This is a genomic window from Delftia sp. Cs1-4 (genome assembly GCF_000214395.1).
GTDB classification, from domain to species: Bacteria; Pseudomonadota; Gammaproteobacteria; order Burkholderiales; family Burkholderiaceae_C; genus Comamonas; species Comamonas acidovorans.
This window is the reverse complement of record NC_015563.1, coordinates 4,852,849-4,871,142: the sequence shown is the minus strand read 5'-3', so window position 1 is coordinate 4,871,142 and position 18,294 is coordinate 4,852,849. Positions and strand designations below refer to the sequence as shown.

General features: G+C 68.3%; 16 protein-coding genes. 6 read left to right on the top strand and 10 right to left on the bottom strand.

Annotated elements, in window-relative coordinates:
• Positions 1–12 precede the first annotated feature (12 nt).
• Both DELCS14_RS21325 and DELCS14_RS21320 read right to left on the bottom strand, forming a co-directional pair.
• Positions 13–1,542 carry an altronate dehydratase family protein gene (locus DELCS14_RS21325; protein ID WP_034398286.1) on the bottom strand — a complete coding sequence of 510 codons (1,530 nt, stop codon included), beginning with the start codon at positions 1,540–1,542 and terminating at the stop codon, positions 13–15.
• A 42-nt stretch (positions 1,543–1,584) separates the two neighbouring features.
• Positions 1,585–2,580, bottom strand: a complete 996-nt coding sequence (locus tag DELCS14_RS21320) for a tripartite tricarboxylate transporter substrate binding protein (protein ID WP_013803495.1) — start codon at positions 2,578–2,580, stop codon at positions 1,585–1,587.
• Between the two features lie 137 nt (positions 2,581–2,717).
• Here DELCS14_RS21320 and DELCS14_RS21315 point away from each other — a divergent pair, with 137 nt between their 5' ends.
• Entirely contained in the window at positions 2,718–3,656 is a 939-nt protein-coding gene (locus DELCS14_RS21315) for a LysR substrate-binding domain-containing protein (RefSeq protein WP_013803494.1), read from the top strand.
• A 72-nt stretch (positions 3,657–3,728) separates the two neighbouring features.
• Here DELCS14_RS21315 and DELCS14_RS21310 read toward each other — a convergent pair whose 3' ends face one another.
• Genes DELCS14_RS21310 through DELCS14_RS21295 form a run of 4 tightly spaced genes read right to left on the bottom strand, consistent with a single transcriptional unit; the run spans position 3,729 to position 7,369 of the window.
• Positions 3,729–4,049, bottom strand: coding sequence for a 2Fe-2S iron-sulfur cluster-binding protein (locus DELCS14_RS21310; RefSeq protein WP_013803493.1), 321 nt, complete (start codon positions 4,047–4,049; stop codon positions 3,729–3,731).
• Positions 4,046–5,281 (bottom strand): FAD-dependent oxidoreductase, encoded by a 1,236-nt coding sequence (locus tag DELCS14_RS21305; protein ID WP_013803492.1) that lies wholly within the window; start codon positions 5,279–5,281, stop codon positions 4,046–4,048. The genes DELCS14_RS21310 and DELCS14_RS21305 overlap by 4 nt, the downstream gene beginning before the upstream one ends.
• Positions 5,278–6,330 (bottom strand): xylose isomerase, encoded by a 1,053-nt coding sequence (locus tag DELCS14_RS21300; protein ID WP_013803491.1) that lies wholly within the window; start codon positions 6,328–6,330, stop codon positions 5,278–5,280. The genes DELCS14_RS21305 and DELCS14_RS21300 overlap by 4 nt, the downstream gene beginning before the upstream one ends.
• Positions 6,331–6,340: 10 nt before the next feature.
• The gene (locus tag DELCS14_RS21295; protein ID WP_013803490.1) at positions 6,341–7,369 is read right to left on the bottom strand and encodes an aromatic ring-hydroxylating dioxygenase subunit alpha; all 1,029 of its coding nucleotides are present in this window, start codon (positions 7,367–7,369) and stop codon (positions 6,341–6,343) included.
• A gap of 116 nt (positions 7,370–7,485) precedes the next feature.
• Here DELCS14_RS21295 and DELCS14_RS21290 point away from each other — a divergent pair, with 116 nt between their 5' ends.
• Complete coding sequence (locus DELCS14_RS21290) at positions 7,486–8,256, top strand: TetR/AcrR family transcriptional regulator (protein WP_172642965.1); 771 nt, start codon at positions 7,486–7,488, stop codon at positions 8,254–8,256.
• On the opposite strand, the gene DELCS14_RS21285 is transcribed toward DELCS14_RS21290, so the two are convergent.
• Positions 8,247–9,326 (bottom strand): porin, encoded by a 1,080-nt coding sequence (locus tag DELCS14_RS21285; protein ID WP_013803488.1) that lies wholly within the window; start codon positions 9,324–9,326, stop codon positions 8,247–8,249. The two genes, DELCS14_RS21290 and DELCS14_RS21285, sit on opposite strands and share 10 nt — an antisense overlap.
• 375 nt (positions 9,327–9,701) lie before the next feature.
• Between DELCS14_RS21285 and DELCS14_RS21280 the strand changes: the two genes are divergently transcribed.
• The gene (locus tag DELCS14_RS21280; protein ID WP_049801443.1) at positions 9,702–11,003 is read left to right on the top strand and encodes an MFS transporter; all 1,302 of its coding nucleotides are present in this window, start codon (positions 9,702–9,704) and stop codon (positions 11,001–11,003) included.
• Positions 11,004–11,022: 19 nt separating this feature from the next.
• Here DELCS14_RS21280 and gorA read toward each other — a convergent pair whose 3' ends face one another.
• Positions 11,023–12,372, bottom strand: a complete 1,350-nt coding sequence (gorA, locus tag DELCS14_RS21275; RefSeq protein ID WP_013803486.1) for a glutathione-disulfide reductase — start codon at positions 12,370–12,372, stop codon at positions 11,023–11,025.
• Positions 12,373–12,484: 112 nt separating this feature from the next.
• Positions 12,485–14,071 (bottom strand): alkaline phosphatase D family protein, encoded by a 1,587-nt coding sequence (locus DELCS14_RS21270; RefSeq protein ID WP_013803485.1) that lies wholly within the window; start codon positions 14,069–14,071, stop codon positions 12,485–12,487.
• Between the two features lie 143 nt (positions 14,072–14,214).
• Here DELCS14_RS21270 and DELCS14_RS21265 point away from each other — a divergent pair, with 143 nt between their 5' ends.
• Together DELCS14_RS21265 and DELCS14_RS21260 are read left to right on the top strand one after the other, a co-directional pair.
• A complete protein-coding gene (locus DELCS14_RS21265; RefSeq protein ID WP_013803484.1) occupies positions 14,215–15,459 on the top strand; it encodes a hypothetical protein in 1,245 nt (414 codons plus the stop codon).
• Between the two features lie 32 nt (positions 15,460–15,491).
• Positions 15,492–16,148 carry a glutaminyl-peptide cyclotransferase gene (locus DELCS14_RS21260; protein ID WP_013803483.1) on the top strand — a complete coding sequence of 219 codons (657 nt, stop codon included), beginning with the start codon at positions 15,492–15,494 and terminating at the stop codon, positions 16,146–16,148.
• A gap of 3 nt (positions 16,149–16,151) precedes the next feature.
• Here the strand turns inward: DELCS14_RS21260 and DELCS14_RS21255 are convergent, their stop codons facing one another.
• Positions 16,152–17,240, bottom strand: a complete 1,089-nt coding sequence (locus DELCS14_RS21255) for a tartrate dehydrogenase (protein WP_013803482.1) — start codon at positions 17,238–17,240, stop codon at positions 16,152–16,154.
• 130 nt (positions 17,241–17,370) lie between these two features.
• Between DELCS14_RS21255 and DELCS14_RS21250 the strand changes: the two genes are divergently transcribed.
• Positions 17,371–18,285 carry a LysR substrate-binding domain-containing protein gene (locus DELCS14_RS21250; protein ID WP_170962064.1) on the top strand — a complete coding sequence of 305 codons (915 nt, stop codon included), beginning with the start codon at positions 17,371–17,373 and terminating at the stop codon, positions 18,283–18,285.
• Positions 18,286–18,294 lie beyond the last annotated feature (9 nt).

Sequence of the window (18,294 nt, the reverse complement as noted above, 5' to 3'; positions counted from 1 at the left end):
TGTAAGGGGCGCTCAGCTCACGATGCCCAGGTGCCAGGGCACGAACTCATGGTCGCCCAGGCCCAGGGCCTCGCTCTTGGTGGGCTCGCCGCTGGCGTGGCGCAGGATCTGCGCGAAGATGCGCTGCCCCATCTCGGGCACGCCGCATTCGCCGTCAACGATCAGGCCGCAGTTGATGTCCATATCCTCTTCCAGACGGCGGTACATGGGCGTGTTGCTGGCCAGCTTGATAGTGGGCGCGGGCTTGCTGCCGAACATGGAGCCGCGCCCCGTGGTGAAGCAGATCAGGTGCGCACCGCTGGCAATTTGGCCCGTGGAGGCCACGGGGTCGTAGCCCGGCGAGTCCATGAACACAAAGCCCGGCTCGGTGATGGGCTCGGCGTATTCGTAGACGGCGCGCAGCGGCGTGGTGCCGCCCTTCATGGCCGAGCCCAGCGATTTCTCGAAGATGTTGGCCAGGCCGCCGGCCTGGTTGCCGTGGCCGACCACGCCGTTGAACTGCGCGTTCTGGCCGGCCGCGTAGCGCTCCCACCATGCCAGGCGGTCCAGCAGCTTCTGGCCCACGGCAGGTGTGATGGCGCGGCGCGTGAGCATGAATTCCACGCCATGGATCTCGGGCGTTTCCGACAGGATGGCCGTGCCGCCGTGGCGCACCAGGATGTCCATTGCCGCGCCCAGGGCCGGGTTGGCCGTGATGCCCGAAAACCCGTCCGAGCCGCCGCACTCCAGCCCGATCTTCAGGTGGCTGGCGCTGACCGTGCTGCGCCGCGCGGCATCGGCTTCGGGCAGCATCTCTTCGATGGCGCGGATGCCTGCCTCTATGGTCACGCGCGTGCCGCCGACCTCCTGCATCACCAGGGTGCGCATGAGCCGGCCTTCGCTCAGGCCCTGAGACTCCACCAGGGCATCGACCTGGTTGCGCTCGCAGCCCAGGCCCACGATGAGCACGCCGGCCAGGTTCGGGTGGCGCGCATAGCCGGCCAGCGTGCGGCGCAGCACGTCGAAATGCTCGCTGGGCGAAGACATGCCGCAGCCGCTGGTCTGGGCGAAGGCCACCACGCCGTCCACGTTGGGGAATGCCGCCATGCGCTCGGCCGTGAAATGCGCGGCAATGCGCTTGATCACCGTGGCCGAGCAGTTCACCGACGACAGGATGCCGATGAAATTGCGCGTGCCCACGCCGCCGCCGGCGCGCACAAAGCCCTGGAAGCTGGCGCGCTGCGCCTCGGGCACATAGTCCACGGGCCGCACGTCGGCGCCGAAGGCCGGGTCGCGGTAGTAGTCCACGATGCGCAGGTTGTGGCTGTGCACATAGTCGCCGGCCTCCAGCTCGCGCATGGCCACGCCGATCACGGTGTCGTACTTCTTCACCTGCTCGCCCTCTGCGATGCGGCGCGCGGCGATCTTGTGGCCCGCAGGCACCTGGGCGCGGGCGCGCACGCCCAGTTCGGGAATCTCCTGGCCCAGCGACAGAGCGGTCTTGGCGACCAGCACGTTGTCGTTGGGATGCAGGTGCAGCAGGGGGCTATCGGTGCGGGACATGCGGGACATGCGGGGCTTTCATCGGTGTGGGTTCGCGGGCTGTCAGCCCTTCATCAATTCGCGCAGCTTGAGCTTGTCGATGAGGACGGTCTCCTTCTGGTAGACCGTGTTCACGTACTTCTCGTAGTCCGGGCCGTCCAGGTACAGCAGCGGCGCATCCAGCTTCTCGGCCACGGACTTGAACTCGGGGCTGGCCACGGCGGCGCGGAAGGCCTCGCGCAGCCTGGTCGCCACGGCCGGGTCCAGGCCACGCGGCGCGCCAATGCCGTTGGGCGCATCGACCACCACGTCGTAGCCGCATTCGCGCAGCGTGGGCACGTCCTTGAAGCGCGCCGTGCGCTGCTCGCCCCAGGTGGCCAGCAGGCGCAGCTTGCCGGCCTCCACATGCGGAGCCCAGGAGCTGGAGTCGGCCAGCGCATCCACATGGCCGCCCAGCACGCCCTGCAGTGCCTCGGCGCCGCCCTTGTAGGGCACATGGTTGAGCTGTATGCCGGCCACGCCCGCAAATTCCTCCATGCCCACATGCGTGGCACCGCCCACGCCTGCATGGGCATAGGTCACCTGGCCGGGCCTCGCCTTGGCGGCGGCCACGAAGTCCTTGAGCGTCTTGAACGGCGAATTGGCGGGCACGGCAATGCCGAAGGTCTGGCCCGAGGTGCGCGCGATGTAGGTGTAGTCCTTGCGCGGATCGGCCTGCAGGCTGCCCAGTTGCGAAAAGCGCGTGACCGAGATGGGAATCTGGCCGATGGTGTAGCCGTCCGCCCTGGCCGAGGCCAGCGCCTTGGCGCCGATCATTCCCGATGCGCCCGCACGGTTCTCCACCGCAATCGGCTGGCCCAGCAGCTTGCCGGCCACGGTGCACAAAGCGCGCATGGACTGGTCGGCCGTGCCGCCCGCAGGCCAGGGGCAGATGAAGGTGATGGGGCGTTCGGGCCAGTTCTGGGCGAAAAGAGGTCCGGTGGCGGCCAGTGCGCTGGCGCCGAGCGTGGCGAGCACGAATTCGCGCCGGCTTGCATGGCGTGTGCGTGGGGTGTTCATCGCTTGTCTCCTGTATTGGCTTTTTGCAGCCCTGTGATCCGGGCCTTGGGCTGACTGGCGCGATTGTTCAGCGCCTGATCATGACAATCCAATGAAAAGATAGACTGGCTTCATAACCTCAAAGCTATGAAGACCCCATGAGCAAGATAGACCGTGTGCTGCGCTCCAACCTCAAGCTGCGCCACCTGCAGCTGCTGGTGGCGCTGGATCAGTTCCGCCACCTGGGCCGCGCCGCCGAGTTCCTGGCCGTGACCCAGCCCGCCGTCTCCAAGACCCTGGCCGAGATCGAGCGCATGCTGGACATGACGCTGTTCGAGCGCTCCACGCGAGGAACCGAGCCCACGGCCGCCGGCGTCAGCATGGTGCGCTTTGCGCGCTCGGTGCTGGCGGGCTTCGAACGCACGCGCGATGAAATGGCGGCCGAGGCCAGCGGCACACGCGGGCGCACCAGCGTGGGCGCCATGGTGGTGGCCACGCCCGTGCTGCTGGCCCGGGCCGTCGAGCAGTTGAAGGCGCGATCGGCCCAGACCACGGTGCTGGTCGAGGAGGGCGATCTCACGCGGCTGCTGCCCAAGCTGCGCATGGGCGAGCTGGACCTGTTCGTGGGCCGGCTCGAACCTGGCTATGCCTCGCCCGACCTGGAGACCGAAGCCCTGTACGACGAGCCCATGGTCGCCGTCGTGCGCCCCGGCCATGCACTGCTGGCGCAGCCTGCCAGCTGGCAGGCGCTGGCCGACATGCCCTGCGTCATGCCCCCGCCCTGGGCATCGCTGCGCGTGAAGCTGGAGCAGCAGTTCTTCGCCCACGGCCTGCATCCGCCGGCCGATCTGGTCGAGTCCGCCTCATTCCTGTCGCAGATCAGCTTCCTGCACCAGCGCGGCGCCGTGGCCTTCATGGCGCGCGGCGTGGCCGAGCATTTCGCGCAGCAGGGGCTGGTCGCCGTGCTGGACCTGCCCGTGCCCATCGACCTGCCGGCCGTGGGCCTGATCACCCTGCGCGGCCAGCCGATGACGGCGACGACGCGGTTGCTGGTGGAGTGTTTGCGGGCGGTGGGGAACGGCCTGGCGTCGTGCTGAAATCGTCTTGGGAAGTGGAAGTGGAAGTGGAAGTGGAAGCGAAAGTGAGCCTGGGGCCGGCCGGATGCCGCGTCAGCTCTGCGCCACCGGCATGCCCACCACCAGCCCGTCGAGCTGCGGCGATACCGTGATCTGGCAGGCCAGCCGCGAGTCGCCGCGCACGTCGAGGGCGAAGTCCAGCATCTCCCTTTCGCCGCCCTGGGCCGGGCCCACGCGGTCCAGCCACTCCGGTTGTATGTAGACATGGCAGGTGGCGCAGGCACAGGCGCCGCCGCATTCGGCATCGATGCCCGGCACGCCGTTGGAGACGGCGGCGCGCATGAGGCTCTGGCCGTCCGTGGCCTGCACCACGTGCTCGCGGCCGCAGTGTTCTATGAAGGTGATGGTGGTCATGGCGTGGGTGGGGCTTTGGGGGGGCGGGGCGGGAAACCGGGGTCGGCGCAGTGCGTGGCGGCGATGGCCTTGCGCGCTGCCATGAATTCGCCCGGTGAGTTCACGCATTCGGCGGCGCACAGCTGGCCACCGCGCAGGTGCAGGACGGCGAACCTGCCGCTGGCCGGGTCGCCGCGCAGCACGGTCTGGTCGCCATGGCCGGGCAGGCCGGCGATCTGCAGCTTGGTGTCGTACTGATCGGACCAGAACCAGGGCGCTTCATGGGCGGGCAGTGCGCGGCCCGTGATGGCGCAGGCTGCGCGCCGGGCCTGTTCGAGCGCGCTGGGCACGCTTTCGAGCCGGTGCAGCCCGGGGTAGCCGGCCAGCGGGCGGCGCGTGGCATCGCCTATGGCGTAGATGCCGGCCATGGCGGTACGGCCTTCGCCGTCCACGGCAATGCCGCCCGCGCAGTCCAGGCCGAGGGACTGTGCCAGCTCCACGCTGGGCGCTGCGCCCACGCCGATGAGCACGGCATCGCACTCCAGGCGGGAGCCATCGGCCATCCTCAGGCCCGTGATGCCGGTGGGGCTGTCGCCCTGGATGGCGGTGACCGAAGCGTTGAAATGCACCTCCACGCCCTGGCCTGCATGCAGGCCGTGCAGATGTGCGGCCATCTGGGGCGAGGCGCTGCGAGACAGCAGCCTGCCTTCGCGCTCGATGACCCGGACCTGTACCCCCAGCTTGCGGGCCGTGGACGCGACTTCGAGACCCACATAGCCGCCGCCGATGATGGCCAGGCAGCGGGCGGTCTGCAGGTGGCCCCGCAGCGTCTGCGCGTCTTCCATGGTGCGCAGGTAGGTCACGCCGGGCCGCTCACCCCCGGGCAGGGCCAGCCAGCGCGGTGCGGCGCCTGTGGCAATGACCAGGTGGTCGTAGTGCAGTGCCGACCCGTCGTTCAGCGCTACCTGCCGCGAGCCCGGCTCTATGGCCATGGCGCGCACGCCCAGGCGCAGGGCAATGGCCTGGTCGGCATAGGCGCTGGCGGGCCGCAGCAGCAGGTCGTCCGGGCCCATGGCCTGCTGCAGCCAGGCCTTGGACAGCGGCGGGCGCTGGTAGGGCGGCAGGTCTTCGCCGCCGACCAGGGTGATGGGACCCGGGTGGCCGTACTGGCGCAGCAGGGCGGCCAGGGTGCCGCCGGCATGCCCGGCGCCGATGATGACGGCGTGGCCTTGGGCGTGTTGTGCGGGGGTCATGATGCACCTTTGCACGAGGCCTGGACTGCGGGGCGGGCGCAGATCTCGTCCCAGGCTTGCCGCATGAAGCGTGCGGCCGCCACGTTCTGCGCCAGCAGGTCATAGCGTGCGCCCAGGCCGTAGTCGGGCAGGTTGATGAATTCGGTGGTGAGGTGGCGCAGCGGGCTGTGCGGGTGCGCGTGGTGGTAGGCCAGCACCTTGCGGATGGCCTCTTTGGAGGGCTCCAGCAGATAGGCGTGCCAGGGGGAGTGCCATTCGCCGGGGCCGGGCCGCAGCATGGGGTACTGGATGCCCCGGCCCGGGCTGCCGTCCTCGTTGCGGTGCCACAGGTTCAGGGGCTGGTTGGGACCGGCTGCGCGCAGCTGGGCCCAGCGCACGATGCCCATGTCCAGCCACTGTTCGCACAGGGAGCCGGGCTCGAAGGGGTCCAGCACCAGTTCGCCGCTCTCGACCAGTTCGCGCACGCCCGACAGTTCCTGCTCGGCCGGGTTGCCGATCTTGAAGTTCACATGGCTGTAGTCCAGCGTGAAGTGGAAGGGCACGCCATGCGCCTGCACGCGCCGGGCCACCTCGCGTACGCGCAGGAAATCCTCGGTCCACATGTTGACGTGCAGCTCGAAGCTGGGCTCCACGCCCAGAGCCATGGCGTCGTCGTAGACGCGCAGGTAGTGGTCGGTGATCTCGGCATCGTCCAGCACATGGCCGTCGCGGTGGTGCTTGAAGGTCATGATGTTGTGGCAGCGCGCGCCTATGGCCTGGCAGATGCGCAGGTTGTGGGCCAGCAAGGCCTCGTCCTCGCCCAGGCGGTAGAACCAGCTGGCCGTGTGCACGGGCAGGTTGAACTCGGCGATGGCGGCCTCGTACTCGGCCATTTGCGTGCGCAGAGGCAGGCGGTCGAAGCAGTCGAAGGCGCCGGTTTCACTGACCAGGCGGAACTGCTCGCGTATGGGCAGCTCCTGAAGGCCGATGGGCTGGTGGCGCGAGGAGCGCTGCACGCCACGGCCGTTGCAGCCGATCGGCGGGAGGGTCGGGTGGGTGTCGTCGTGCATGGCCCGCTCCTCAGCCGCCCGTGGGTGCGCCCTCGATCATGCGGTCCACCATGCGGCGCATGCGCCGGGGGGCCGCATCGATGGCGATCTTGATGGTCTTGCGCGTGGCAAAGCGCTTTTCGTTGCGCTCTATGGCTTCGAGGATGGCTTTGTCCTCGGCGAAGGCGACGCGGAAGTCGGCGGAGAGGGCCGCATTGGTGTCGGCATCGGCCGTGAAGTTCTTGACGTGCAGCCAGTGGTCGATGGAGGTGTTCCGGTCCACAGGCGTCATGAAGTGGCAGGCATAGATCTGCATGCAGTTGTCGCGCCGGCCCTCGGGGGCGCCCGTGCCCGTGGCGGCACTGCCGAAGTCGATGATGGCGATGCTGGGCGCGTGGTAGTGGTAGTAGTGCCAGCGGTCTACGTTGCCGCTGAAATTGCCGTACTTGGCGAACAGCGGAATGGCCGGCGCATCGATGATCCAGCGCCAGGTGACGATGCGGCCGTCCAGCTCCTCGTGGTGCACGGGGATGTCCTCGCTGGCCGCGTTGCCCAGCGTGCTCAGGTGCACGAAGCTCACATGGGCCGGATCGCAGAGATTGTCGGCAAGGTTCAGGTAGTTGGCCTGGATGCGCAGCGCATCGCCTTCAACGGCGCTCCACGCCGGGTCGTGGTACTGGGGCAGGTCGAACACCGGCACGCTGTCGGCGCGCGAGGGATCGCCCATCCAGATCCAGACCAGGCCCATGTTCTCCTTGACCGGATAGGTGGTCACCACGGCGTTGCCCGGGATCATGTCCTGGCCCGGCACGCGCGTGCAGCGGCCGCTGCAGTCGAAGGTCAGGCCGTGGTAGCCGCATTCGATGGCATCGCCCTTGAGCTTGCCCATGGACAGCGGCAGCAGGCGGTGGGGGCAGGCGTCCTCCATGGCCACGACGGCGCCGGCCTCGGTGCGGTAGAGCACCACGTCGCGTTCGACGATGCGGTGCGCCGACAGCTGGCGGCCCACGTTGCGCGACCAGGTCAGCGGGTACCAGGTATCGAGTACATAGGTTTCCATGTGGGCTCTCCTTGTTGAGTGTTCACTCAATTTTGTTTGAGTGAACACTCAATTTCAATATGGCGTTTTTCCCTAGAATGGCCGACGCAACGCCCCCTTCATCTGACGCCGTGCCCATGACCACTGATCCCGAGGAAGTTCCCGCCACCCCGAAGCGCAAGGCTCCGCCCGCCAGGAAAGCCGCTGCGAAGTCGACCCCTTCCAAGGCCCCTGCCAAGGCGTCTGCGGTGCGCAAGCGGACTGCCAAGACCGGCAAGACGACCAAGGAGGCCATCTTGCTTGCGGCCGAGATCGAGTTCGCCAGAAGTGGCTACGACGGCGCCAGCGTGCAGCGCATCGGCAAGCAGGCCAAGTGCTACGAGAGCCTTCTCTACTACCACTACGGCAGCAAGGACAAGCTGTTCGCCGCCGTGTTGGAGAACGCCTACCGCAAGCTGGTGGAGGCCGAGGCGAAGCTGCTGGTGGACTTCGACGATCCGCGCGCTGCGCTGGAGGCCGTGGTGCGCTTCATGTGGCGCTACTACCAGGAGCACCCGGAGCTGATCTTCCTGCTCAACACCGAAAACCTGCTCAAGGGCAAGCACCTGAAGAAGGCCTCGGGCATACGCGACTTCTTTCCCAACGCCATCACGCTGCTGCGCAAGGCCGTGGAATCGGGAATGGCCCAGGGCCTGTTCCGTCCCGATGTGCACATCGACGATCTCTACATCACGGTCATGGGACTGGGCTACTTCTACCTGTCCAACCGCCACACGCTGAGCGCCTTCTTCGACAAGGAGCTGCTGCAGCAGGCCGAGCTGCAGCGCTGGGGCGACCACATGGTGGAGACGGTGTTGCGCGTGGTGCAGCAGCCACCGGCCCAGCCCCAGCCCAGGACTCAGAAATAGTGGCGCAGGCCCAGGCCCCAGGTCTGGCCGCTGCCGGCGCCCGTGCCCGTGATGCGGTCGTGCAGGCTGTTGAGGTAGATGTCCGTGCGCTTGGACAGGGGGTAGTCATAGCCCACGGCCCAGGTGTTGCGCCTGGCGTCTTCGGCGCCCGAGGTGCGCGCATGGCCATATGAGGCCAGCACGGCGCCCGGGCCTGCGGGAATCGACAGGCCGAACTGGCCGCTGTTCCTGCGGCGGTCCGCGCCGGCCACGGTGTCGGCCAGCCGCTGGTACTGGGCGAACAGCTTGACCATGCCCAGATCGTAGGAGCCGCCCAGCAGCCAGGCGCTCTGGCGGTCAAAGCCGGTGGCGGTAGCGGTGGTGGCGGCATTGGGATAGGCCACGCTCTGGTAGGCGAGGGAGGCGGCGAATGCGCCGCCCGCATAGCTGAGGCTGGCGCCGTACTTGTCCGCATCGCGGCGCTGGGATGCGGGCGTGCCGGCCGGCGGCTCGAACGAGTACTGCAGCCGTGCCGTGAATCCGCCCCAGGACGGGCTGGTGTAGAGCAGGCTGTCGCTCCAGCCCGAGTCGCCCCGCAGCGGCGCGGCGGCCGTGCCGTTGGGCCCGAAGCTGTGCAGCACCGCGGGTGAGAACGAAAAGGACCCTGCATACGGGTTGAAGGCGATGGTGGCCAGCCAGTAGGGCGTGGTGTTGCGCCCCAGTTGCAGCGTGCCCCAGCCGCTGCTCAGGCCCACATAGGCGCTGCGCGCAAAGAAGGCGTCATTGGCAAAACGCCCTTCGGCGCCGCTGTCCGCGCGGTAGAAGGCCTCCAGTGCAAACACGGCCTTCAATCCAGAACCCAGGTCCTCCGTTCCGCGCAAGGCCCAGAAATTCGTCTGCATGCCGCCTGGCGTGAGAACGCCCGTGCCCTTGTCCGCGCCCAGCGGGCGCGAGAACCCCGCGAAGGCATCGATCTGACCCTGCAGCGTGACCTGCGCACCCGCCGGCAGCGGGGCGATGGCATGGAGCAAGGCAAGTGCCGGGGCGGCCAGGGCAATGGCGTGTCCTGTCCTTGAATGCAGTCTGGGCATGGGGTGTCTCCTTGGTTCTGATCACGGATTTCATTCCGTGGGTTCGGGGTTTTGAAGCGTATGCACTTGAATTGAGTCGGGTCCACTACAAAGGAACACCAAGGCATTGCGTGAGTTGATGCCCCTTGTTTCCTTTGCGTACAGGGATTTTTCTGCGCATTGATGGATGATGACTATCGGGAAACTACTTGATTTGTTTTTGACTATCATGCGTAGCATTGAGCGTAGGCACTTGAAATTTCCACTGCAGACAGATGTTTCCGCCGGATCCGGCTGCAGTGCGCCAACGCGGCGACGCAGGGCCATGAACGGTGGCAATGGTCAACACAGCAAGGAGCTGAAATGTCAGTTCACAGCAATGCAGGCATTGGCGGTATGCAGGGGCAGGGGGTCCATTTGCGGGAGCAGGAGAAGGAGCGGCGGCAGCTGTACGGGCGCGTGACGTGGCGGCTCGTGCCCTTCTTCTGCCTGTGCTACCTGGCCGCCTATCTGGACCGCATCAACGTGGGGCTGGCCAAGCTGCAGATGCAGCAGGACCTGGGCTTCAGCGAGACGGTCTACGGCCTGGGTGCGGGCCTGTTCTTCGTGGGCTACATCCTCTTCGAGGTGCCCAGCAACCTGGTGCTGGCGCGCATGGGCGCGCGGCTGTGGATCGCGCGGATCATGATCACCTGGGGCCTGATCTCGGGCGCGACCATGTTCGTGAGCACGCCCATGCAGTTCTATGTGCTGCGCTTTCTGCTGGGTGTGGCCGAGGCGGGGTTCTTTCCCGGCGTCATGCTGTACCTGACCTACTGGTATCCCACGCGCATGCGCAGCAAGATCATGGCGCTGTTCCTGATCGGCCTGCCGCTGGCCAGCCTGGTCGGGGCGCCGCTGTCGGGCTGGATCATGACGGCCTTTGCCGGCGTGCGTGGCCATGCGGGCTGGCAGTGGCTGTTCTTCCTGGAGGCGATTCCCTCGGTGGTGCTGGGCCTGCTGGTCTTCGTCTACCTGCCCAACAGCATCGAGTCGGCCCAATGGCTGTCGCCGCGCGACAAGGGCGTGCTGCGCGCCAACCTCGACAGCGACAGGCTGGCCGAGTCCCACCATTCGCTGTGGGCGGCGCTGTCCAGCGGCCGGGTCTGGCTGCTGGGCATGATCGACCTGAGCCTGATGATGTCCACCTATGCCATCAGCTTCTGGCTGCCCACCATCATCCGCGAGGCCGGGGTCAGGAGCACGGCCGAGATCGGCCTGCTCACGGCCGTTCCCAATGCCTTTGCCATCGCGGCGCTGCTGCTCAACGGCATCAGCTCCGACCGGCGCCGCGAGCGGCGCTGGCACATCGTGCTGCCGGCACTGGCGGGTGCGGCCGCCATGGCGCTGAGCACGCTGTACACCGGCCATGTGTTCGCCACCGTGCTGCTGTTCTCTCTGGCGACGGCGGGCATCATGGCAGCCTTTCCCGTGTTCTGGTGCCTGCCCGCCACGTTCCTGACGGGGCCGGCGGCGGCCGCAGGCATTGCGCTGATCGCCTCCATTGCCAACCTGGGAGGCTTTGCGGCCACCTATTTGCTGGGCTGGCTCAAGGATCTCACGCACTCGTCGAGCGCAGGCCTGCTGCTGTTCGCCGCCTGCCTGGTGGCCGGCAGCCTCTTGACGCTGGCCCTGCCCAAGGCCGTGGTCAACCGCTGAGGTCAGGCTGTGCGCCTGTTCAGCGCATGGTCACGAACTCCTCGGCCGCCGTGGGGTGGATGGCCACGGTGTCGTCGAAGTCGCGCTTGGTGGCACCCATCTTCAGGGCCACGGCAAAGCCCTGCAGCATCTCGTCCATCCCCAGGCCGATGCCGTGTATGCCCACGATGCGTTCCTCTGGGCCCACGCAGACCAGCTTCATGCGCGCGGGCTGGCGGTGGCGCGTGACCGCCGTGTACATGGCGGTGAAGGCCGATTGGTAGACCTTGACCTGATCGTCGCCAAAACGCTCGCGTGCCTGCGGCTCGGTCAGGCCCACGGTGCCGATGGGCGGGTGGCTGAAGACCACGGTGGGCACGTTGTCGTAGTCCAGGTGCTCGCCGGTCTTGCCGTTGAACAGGCGCTCGGACAGGCGCCGGCCGGCGGCCACGGCCACGGGCGTGAGTTCGATGCGGCCCGTGATGTCGCCCACGGCGTGGATGCCGGGCACATTGGTGTCCTGGAACTTGTCCACCGCGATGTGGCCGCTGTCCTGCAGCGCCACGCCTGCGGCCTCCAGGTTCAGGCCCGAGGTGTCGGGTCGGCGGCCCACGGCCCAGACCACGCAGTCCACGGTGTGGCTGCTGCCGTCCTGCAGTTGCAGGTCCAGGCTGCCGTCTGCGTTGCGGACCACGGCCTTCGGGGTGGCCTGGCGGTGCACGGCGGGGCCTTCGGCCTCCATGATCTCCATCAGGGTCTGGCTCAGCAGCGGATCGAACCCGCGCAGTGCCGAGTTCTGGCGCAGGAACAGATGGGCCTGCGATCCCAGCGCGTGCAGCACGCCGGCAATCTCCACGGCGATATAGCCGGCACCCACCACGGCCGTGCGCGCAGGCAGGGCCTTGAGGGCGAAGAAGCCGTCGGAGTCAATGCCCAGCTCGGCGCCCGGAATGTCGGGCCGTGCCGGCCGCGTGCCCGTGGCGATGAGGATGTGATCGGCACTGAGCCGCTGGCCGCCCACCTCCACGGTGCGCGCATCCACGAAGCGGCCGAAGCCCTGGATCAGCTCGACCTTGTTGCGCGCCAGGCCGCTTTCATACGAGGCATGGATGCGGTCGATGTAGGCGCTGCGGCTGTCCAGCAGGCGCTGCCAGTCCAGGCGGTTGACGGTGGCATCCCAGCCGTAGTCGGGGCCGTAGCGGTGCATGGCCTCGCCGATCTGGGCCGCATGCCACATGACCTTCTTGGGCACGCAGCCCACGTTGACGCAGGTGCCGCCGATCTCGCCGGCTTCGATCAGCGCGCAGTGGCGCCCGTGCATGGCGGCGCGGTTGGCCGATGCAATGCCGCCGCTGCCGCCGCCGATGACGATGTAGTCGTAGTGCTTCATGGAGATTCCGTGCTGTGTCTGAGCGGCCCGAATGCCGCAGCCGGCCATCTTGCCCTGTTCGCCGGCCAGGGGCCTGCGGCGGGGGCAATGCCGTGATCTCCAGGCGGCAGGCTCAGCTGCGCTGCGGCTCCAGCGTCTTCGTGTACAGCGCCTTGCCGTCCAGGTCCTTGAGCACCACGGTCAGCGCCTGGCTGCGGGGGTCTATGTCGAGCTGGCCGAAGAACTGGAAGCCTTCGCTGGGCGCGGAGTTGGCGTGGCCCGCGCTTTTCTGGAAAACGACTTCGCCGCCAAAGGTCCTGTCCATCTCGTTGGGTCCGAAGCCGCCCGCATTCAGCGGACCGGAGACGAATTCCCAGAACGGGTCGAAGTCCTGGAAGCTGGCGCGCTCGGGGCTGAAATGGTGGGCGGCCGTGTAGTGCACGTCGGCCGTGAGCCAGACCACGTTGTGGATGCCCGCATCCTTGATGCCCTTGAGCAGGCGCGCCATCTCCAGCTCGCGGCCCCGGGGTGCGCCATGCTCGCCATTGGCCACGGCCTCCCACTGGGCGCGGCCCTCGGCATCCTTGCCATCGGGCACGAAGAGGCTGATGGGCATGTCGCTGGCGATCAGCTTCCAGGTGGCGCGGCTGCGCTTGAGGCCGTCCAGCAGCCACTGCACCTGCGGGCGCCCCAGCATGTCGGTGTCCGGGCCTTCGGCCGCCTGCAGGTTGTGGCTGTTGGGGCCGCGGTGGCTGCGCATGTCGATCACGAAGATGTCGGCCAGCGGGCCCTGGGGCAGGCGGCGGTACAGGCGCTGGTGCATGGCCGCGCCGAAGGGACGCATGGGCGCGTATTCCATGAAGGCGCGCTGGCCGCGCGCCGCCAGCAGCTGCACGTTTTTTTCGGTGTAGCGCGCGTCGTTGGCCACGCTCTTGCTGTCCGAGTAGTTGTTGGTGACCTCGTGGTCGTCCCACTGCCAGATCTGGGCGACCTCGCTGCCCAGCGCGCGCACGTTGGCGTCCATGAGGTTGTAGCGGTGGCGGCCCCGGAATTCGTCCAGCGTCTCGGCCACCTTGGCGACCTCGGGCGTGACCAGGTTCTTCCACAGCGTGCCGTCGCGCAGCTTCATCTGCGCGGCAATGGGGCCGTCGGCATAGATGGTGTCGCCGCTGTGCAGGAACACGTCGGGGTCGGTCCTGCGCATGGCCTCGTAGATGCGCATGCCGCCAAAGGCCTCGTTGATGCCGAAGCCCTGGCCCGCCGTGTCGCCGCTCCACACCAGGCGCAGCGGCCGCGTGGCGGGCATGCCCGCCGCCAGCGGCGTGCGAAAGTGTCCCTGCACGGCGGGCGAGCGCACATTGGCGCTGGCAAAGTCCTCCAGCACCACGCGGTAGAAGATGTCCTGGCCCGCAGGCAGGCCCTGCAGGTCGATGCGGCCCGTGCCGTCGCTGCTGTCCATCAGCAGATCAGGCCCGCGCACGCGCGTGGGGTTGGCAAAGCCGGAGGTGGTGGACCATTCGATCCACATGCGCGCATCGCGGCTGGCGCGCGCCCAGACGATGGCGCGGTCAGCCAGCACATCGCCGCTTTGCAGGCCCGAGGGCAGCAGCGGCCGCGCCGCGTCGCGCGTGATGGCGGCGGGGGCCACCTGGGCCTGGAGGATGGAGGGCAGCAGCGAGCCGCCAGCGGCGGACAGCAGAAGATGGCGGCGGAGCATCATGGCGGGGGAGTGGGTGTGGCAGAGCGTTTGGCAGGGGGCTTGGCGACCCAGCCTAGCGCCCACCGATGACCGGGCCGTGACCATGCGTTGGCCCGGGATGAATTGCAGGCACAGCCGTGCCGCACACGATGGATGGGATGGGCATGGATTCTCTGATCACGGCGGCGGCCCGTGCGCTCGCGGTTGGCGACCCCCTTGGCGCGCTGAACCGGGTGGCGCTGCGCGACGATGCGCCCGCGCTGGCACTGCGTGGCATCGCCATGGCGCAGCTGGGCGATCTGGTGCGGGCCCGGGCCTTGCTGCGCAGCGCTGCGCGCGCCTTCGGCGCCCATGAGGCCGTGGCCCGCGCCCGCTGCGTAGTGGCCGAGGCCGAGATTGCACTGGCCCTGCGCGAGCTGGCATGGCCGGCCCGCAGGTTGGTTGCGGCGCGGGCGGTGCTGCAGGCGCATGGCGATGCTGTGAACGCCGCGCATGCAGGCTATCTGGAAATACGCCGTTGCCTGCTGCTGGGCCGCCTGGGCGAGGCCGAGGGTCTGCTGGGCGGACTGCGGCCCGCGCTGCTGCCTGCCGCCTTGCAGGCGTTCCATGCCCTGGCCCTGGCGGGTATCGCCATGCGCCGATTGGACATCCGTGCGGCGCACAGTGCGCTGGCCGATGCCGCGCAGGCGGCCGGCGCCGCCGGCATTGCAGCACTGGCCGCCGAGGTGGGGCAGGCCGCCCAGGCCCTGCACGCGCCTGCTGCAGTACTGCTGGAGCGGGAGCCGGCCGGACCGCAGGCTCAGAAGCTGCTGTCGCTGGATGAGGCCGGGACCCTGCTGGCCTCGGGCGCGCTGGTGGTGGATGCCTGCCGCCATGCGGTGCGCGCCGGAGCGGTGGCGGTCTCGCTTGCGGGGCGCCCGGTGCTGTTTGCGCTGGCGCGCGCGCTGGGCGAGGCCTGGCCCGGCGATGTCTCACGCGAGGCGCTGGTGGCGCAGGTATTCCGCGCCCGGCAGGCCGATGACTCGTACCGTGCGCGTCTGCGTGTCGAAATCGGCCGCCTGCGCCGCCTGCTGCGGCCGCTGGCCGAAGTTCACGCCACGCCCCTGGGATTTGTGCTGGCGCCCCGGCAGGCCCGGGTGGCCGTGCTGGCACGGCCCTTGGAAGCAGTGCAAGGGACGCTGTGCGGGCCGGTGCTGGCGCTGCTCTCCGATGGCGAGGCCTGGGCCAGTTCGGCGCTGGCCCTGGCACTGGGCGCGAGCCAGCGCAGCGTCCAGAGGACCCTGGAGGCGCTGGAGCGCGACGCGCTGGCGCAGCCCGTGGGCCGGGGGCGCGCCCGCCGCTGGGTGGCCCGGCCTGCGCCGGGATTCACGACGACTTTGTTACTCCCCGCTGTGCTGCCGGCTGGCTAGCATGGGCCGACCAACGCAACCAGGAGTTCCGCATGAAGACAGAAGCTGCAGAAATCATCCGCGAGTACGGTCCCTTTCCCGGCATCGATTGCGTGCACGGGGTGTCCTACGACGGCAGCCAGGTCTGGTTCGCCACCGGCACCCAATTGCAGGCGCTGGACCCCGACAGCGGCCGGATCGTGCGCAGCATCCCTGTGCCGGGCGATGCCGGCACGGCCTTCGATGGCCGGCATCTGTTCCAGATCGCCAATGACCGTATCCAGAAGATCGACCTGTCCACCGGCCACGTGCTGGCCACCATTCCTGCACCCGGGGGCGGTGGTGATGCCGGCGATTCGGGAATGGCCTGGGCCGAAGGCTCGCTGTGGGTGGGCCAGTACCACGGCCGCAAGATCCATCAGATCGATCCCGACACCGGGGCGGTGCTGCGCACCCTGGAGTCCAACCGCTTCGTCACCGGCGTCACCTGGGTGGACGGCCAGTTGTGGCACGGCACCTGGGAAGAGGGCCAGAGCGATCTGCGGCGCCTGGACCCGGACAGCGGTGCCGTGCTGCAGCGGCTGGAGATGCCGGCCGGCACCGGCGTGTCGGGGCTGGAATCCGACGGCGGCGACCGCTTCTTCTGCGGCGGCGGAGAAAGCGGCCGCATCAGGGCCGTGCGCCGGCCCCGGCAGACGCAGCAGCCCTGAGGCCTACTTGCCCGCGATCTGCGCCGCGATGGCCTGGCCCACTTCGGTGGTGCTGGCCGTGCCGCCCAGGTCGGGCGTGCGGGGGCCGTTCTTGATGACTTCCTCGATGGCCGAGACGATGGCGTCGTGCGCCGCGCGGCCTGCGCCCTGGCCGTGGGTCAGGAAGTCCAGCATCAGCGCTGCCGACCAGACCATGGCGATGGGGTTGGCGATGTTCTTGCCATAGATGTCGGGGGCCGAGCCGTGCACGGGCTCGAACAGGCTGGGGAAGCTGCGGTCGGGGTTGAGGTTGGCCGAGGGGGCCAGGCCGATGGTGCCCGTGGTAGCCGGTCCCAGGTCGCTGAGGATGTCGCCGAACAGGTTGGTGGCGGCCACCACGTCGAAGCGGCCCGGCTGCAGCACGAAGCGCGCGGTCAGGATGTCGATGTGCTGCTTGTCCAGCGTGACGTCCGGGTAGGCCTTGGCCACGTCCTCGGCGCGCTGGTCCCACCAGGGCATGCTGATGGCGATGCCGTTGCTCTTGGTGGCCAGGGTGACGTGCTTGCGCTCGCGGCTTTGGGCCAGGTCGAAGGCGTACTTGAGCAGGCGCTCGGCACCCTTGCGCGAGTAGACCGATTCCTGGATCACGATCTCGCGGTCCGTGCCCTCGTACATGATGCCGCCCAGCGAGGTGTATTCGCCTTCGGTGTTCTCGCGCACCACGTAGTAGTCGATGTCGCCGGGCTTGCGGCCGGCCAGCGGGCAGGGCACGCCCTCGAACAGGCGCACGGGGCGCAGGTTGATGTACTGGTCGAACTCGCGGCGGAACTTGAGCAGCGAGCCCCACAGCGAGACATGGTCGGGCACGGTGGCGGGCCAGCCCACGGCGCCGAAGAAGATGGCGTCCATGCCGCAGAGCTGCGCCTTCCAGTCGTCGGGCATCATTTTTCCGTGGGCCAGGTAGTAGTCGCAGTGGGCCCAGTCGAAATGGTGGAATTCGAGCTTGATCGCAAAGCGGCTGGCGGCGGCCTCCAGCGTGCGCAGGCCTTCGGGCATGACTTCCTTGCCAATGCCGTCACCGGCGATGACGGCGATCTTGAATGTGTCTTGCATGGTGTCTGTCCTTGGATCGAATGGATGGATATGAAGCGGCGCCGCTGAAAGCCTAGCCGCATGCATGGCATTGTTGGCTGCGCCAGGGCTAAATACAATCGACCAACTGTGGTTCCATTGTTTACAGATCGTGAATAAACAACCGGCTCCCGAAGACCTGCGTGTCTTCACCGTGGTGGCCCGCAAGTCCGGCTTTGCCGCTGCGGCCGAGGAATTGGGTGCATCGCCCGCCTATGTGAGCAAGCGCATCCGCCTGCTGGAGCAGGAGTTGGGCGTGAAGCTGCTGCACCGCACCACGCGCCGCGTGGCCGTGACCGAGGAGGGCGAGCGCGTATTCCACTGGGCGCAGCGCATCCTTGACGACATGGACCAGCTGATGCAGGAGGTGGCCATTACGCGCAGCGAGCCGCGCGGCCTGCTGCGCGTGAGTAGCAGCTTCGGCTTCGGGCGGCATGTGATCGCGCCGGCGCTGTCCCGGCTGGTGGAGCGCCATCCGGGGCTGCAGGTGCGGCTGGATGTGTTCGACCGGCTGGTGGATGTGGCGGGGGAGGGCTTCGATCTGGATGTGCGCGTGGGCGACGAGATCGCGCCCCACCTGATTGCGCGGCGGCTGGCCGACAACCACCGCGTGCTGTGCGCGGCGCCTGCCTACCTGGCGCGCCGTGGCACGCCGCGCACGCCGGCCGAGCTGTCGGCCCACGACTGCCTGGCCATCAAGGAGCGCGACCAGGCCTTTGGCGTGTGGCGGCTGCGCGCGGGCGCCGCCGAGCAATCGGTGAAGGTCACGGGGCCGCTGTCGGCCAACAACGGGGAGATGGTTGTGCAGTGGGCCGTGGACGGGCGCGGCATTGCGCTGCGCTCGCTATGGGATGTGGGCGCCCATCTGCAGGCCGGGCGCCTGGTGCAGCTGCTGCCCGAATGGCGGCAGGAGGCCAATGTCTGGGCGGTCTATCCGACGCGGCTGCAGCTGTCGGCCAAGGTGCGTGTCTGTGTCGAATTCCTGCAGGAGCACTTTCAGCAGGAATGGGCGGCAGCAGCGTCCTGAAAAGGGCGC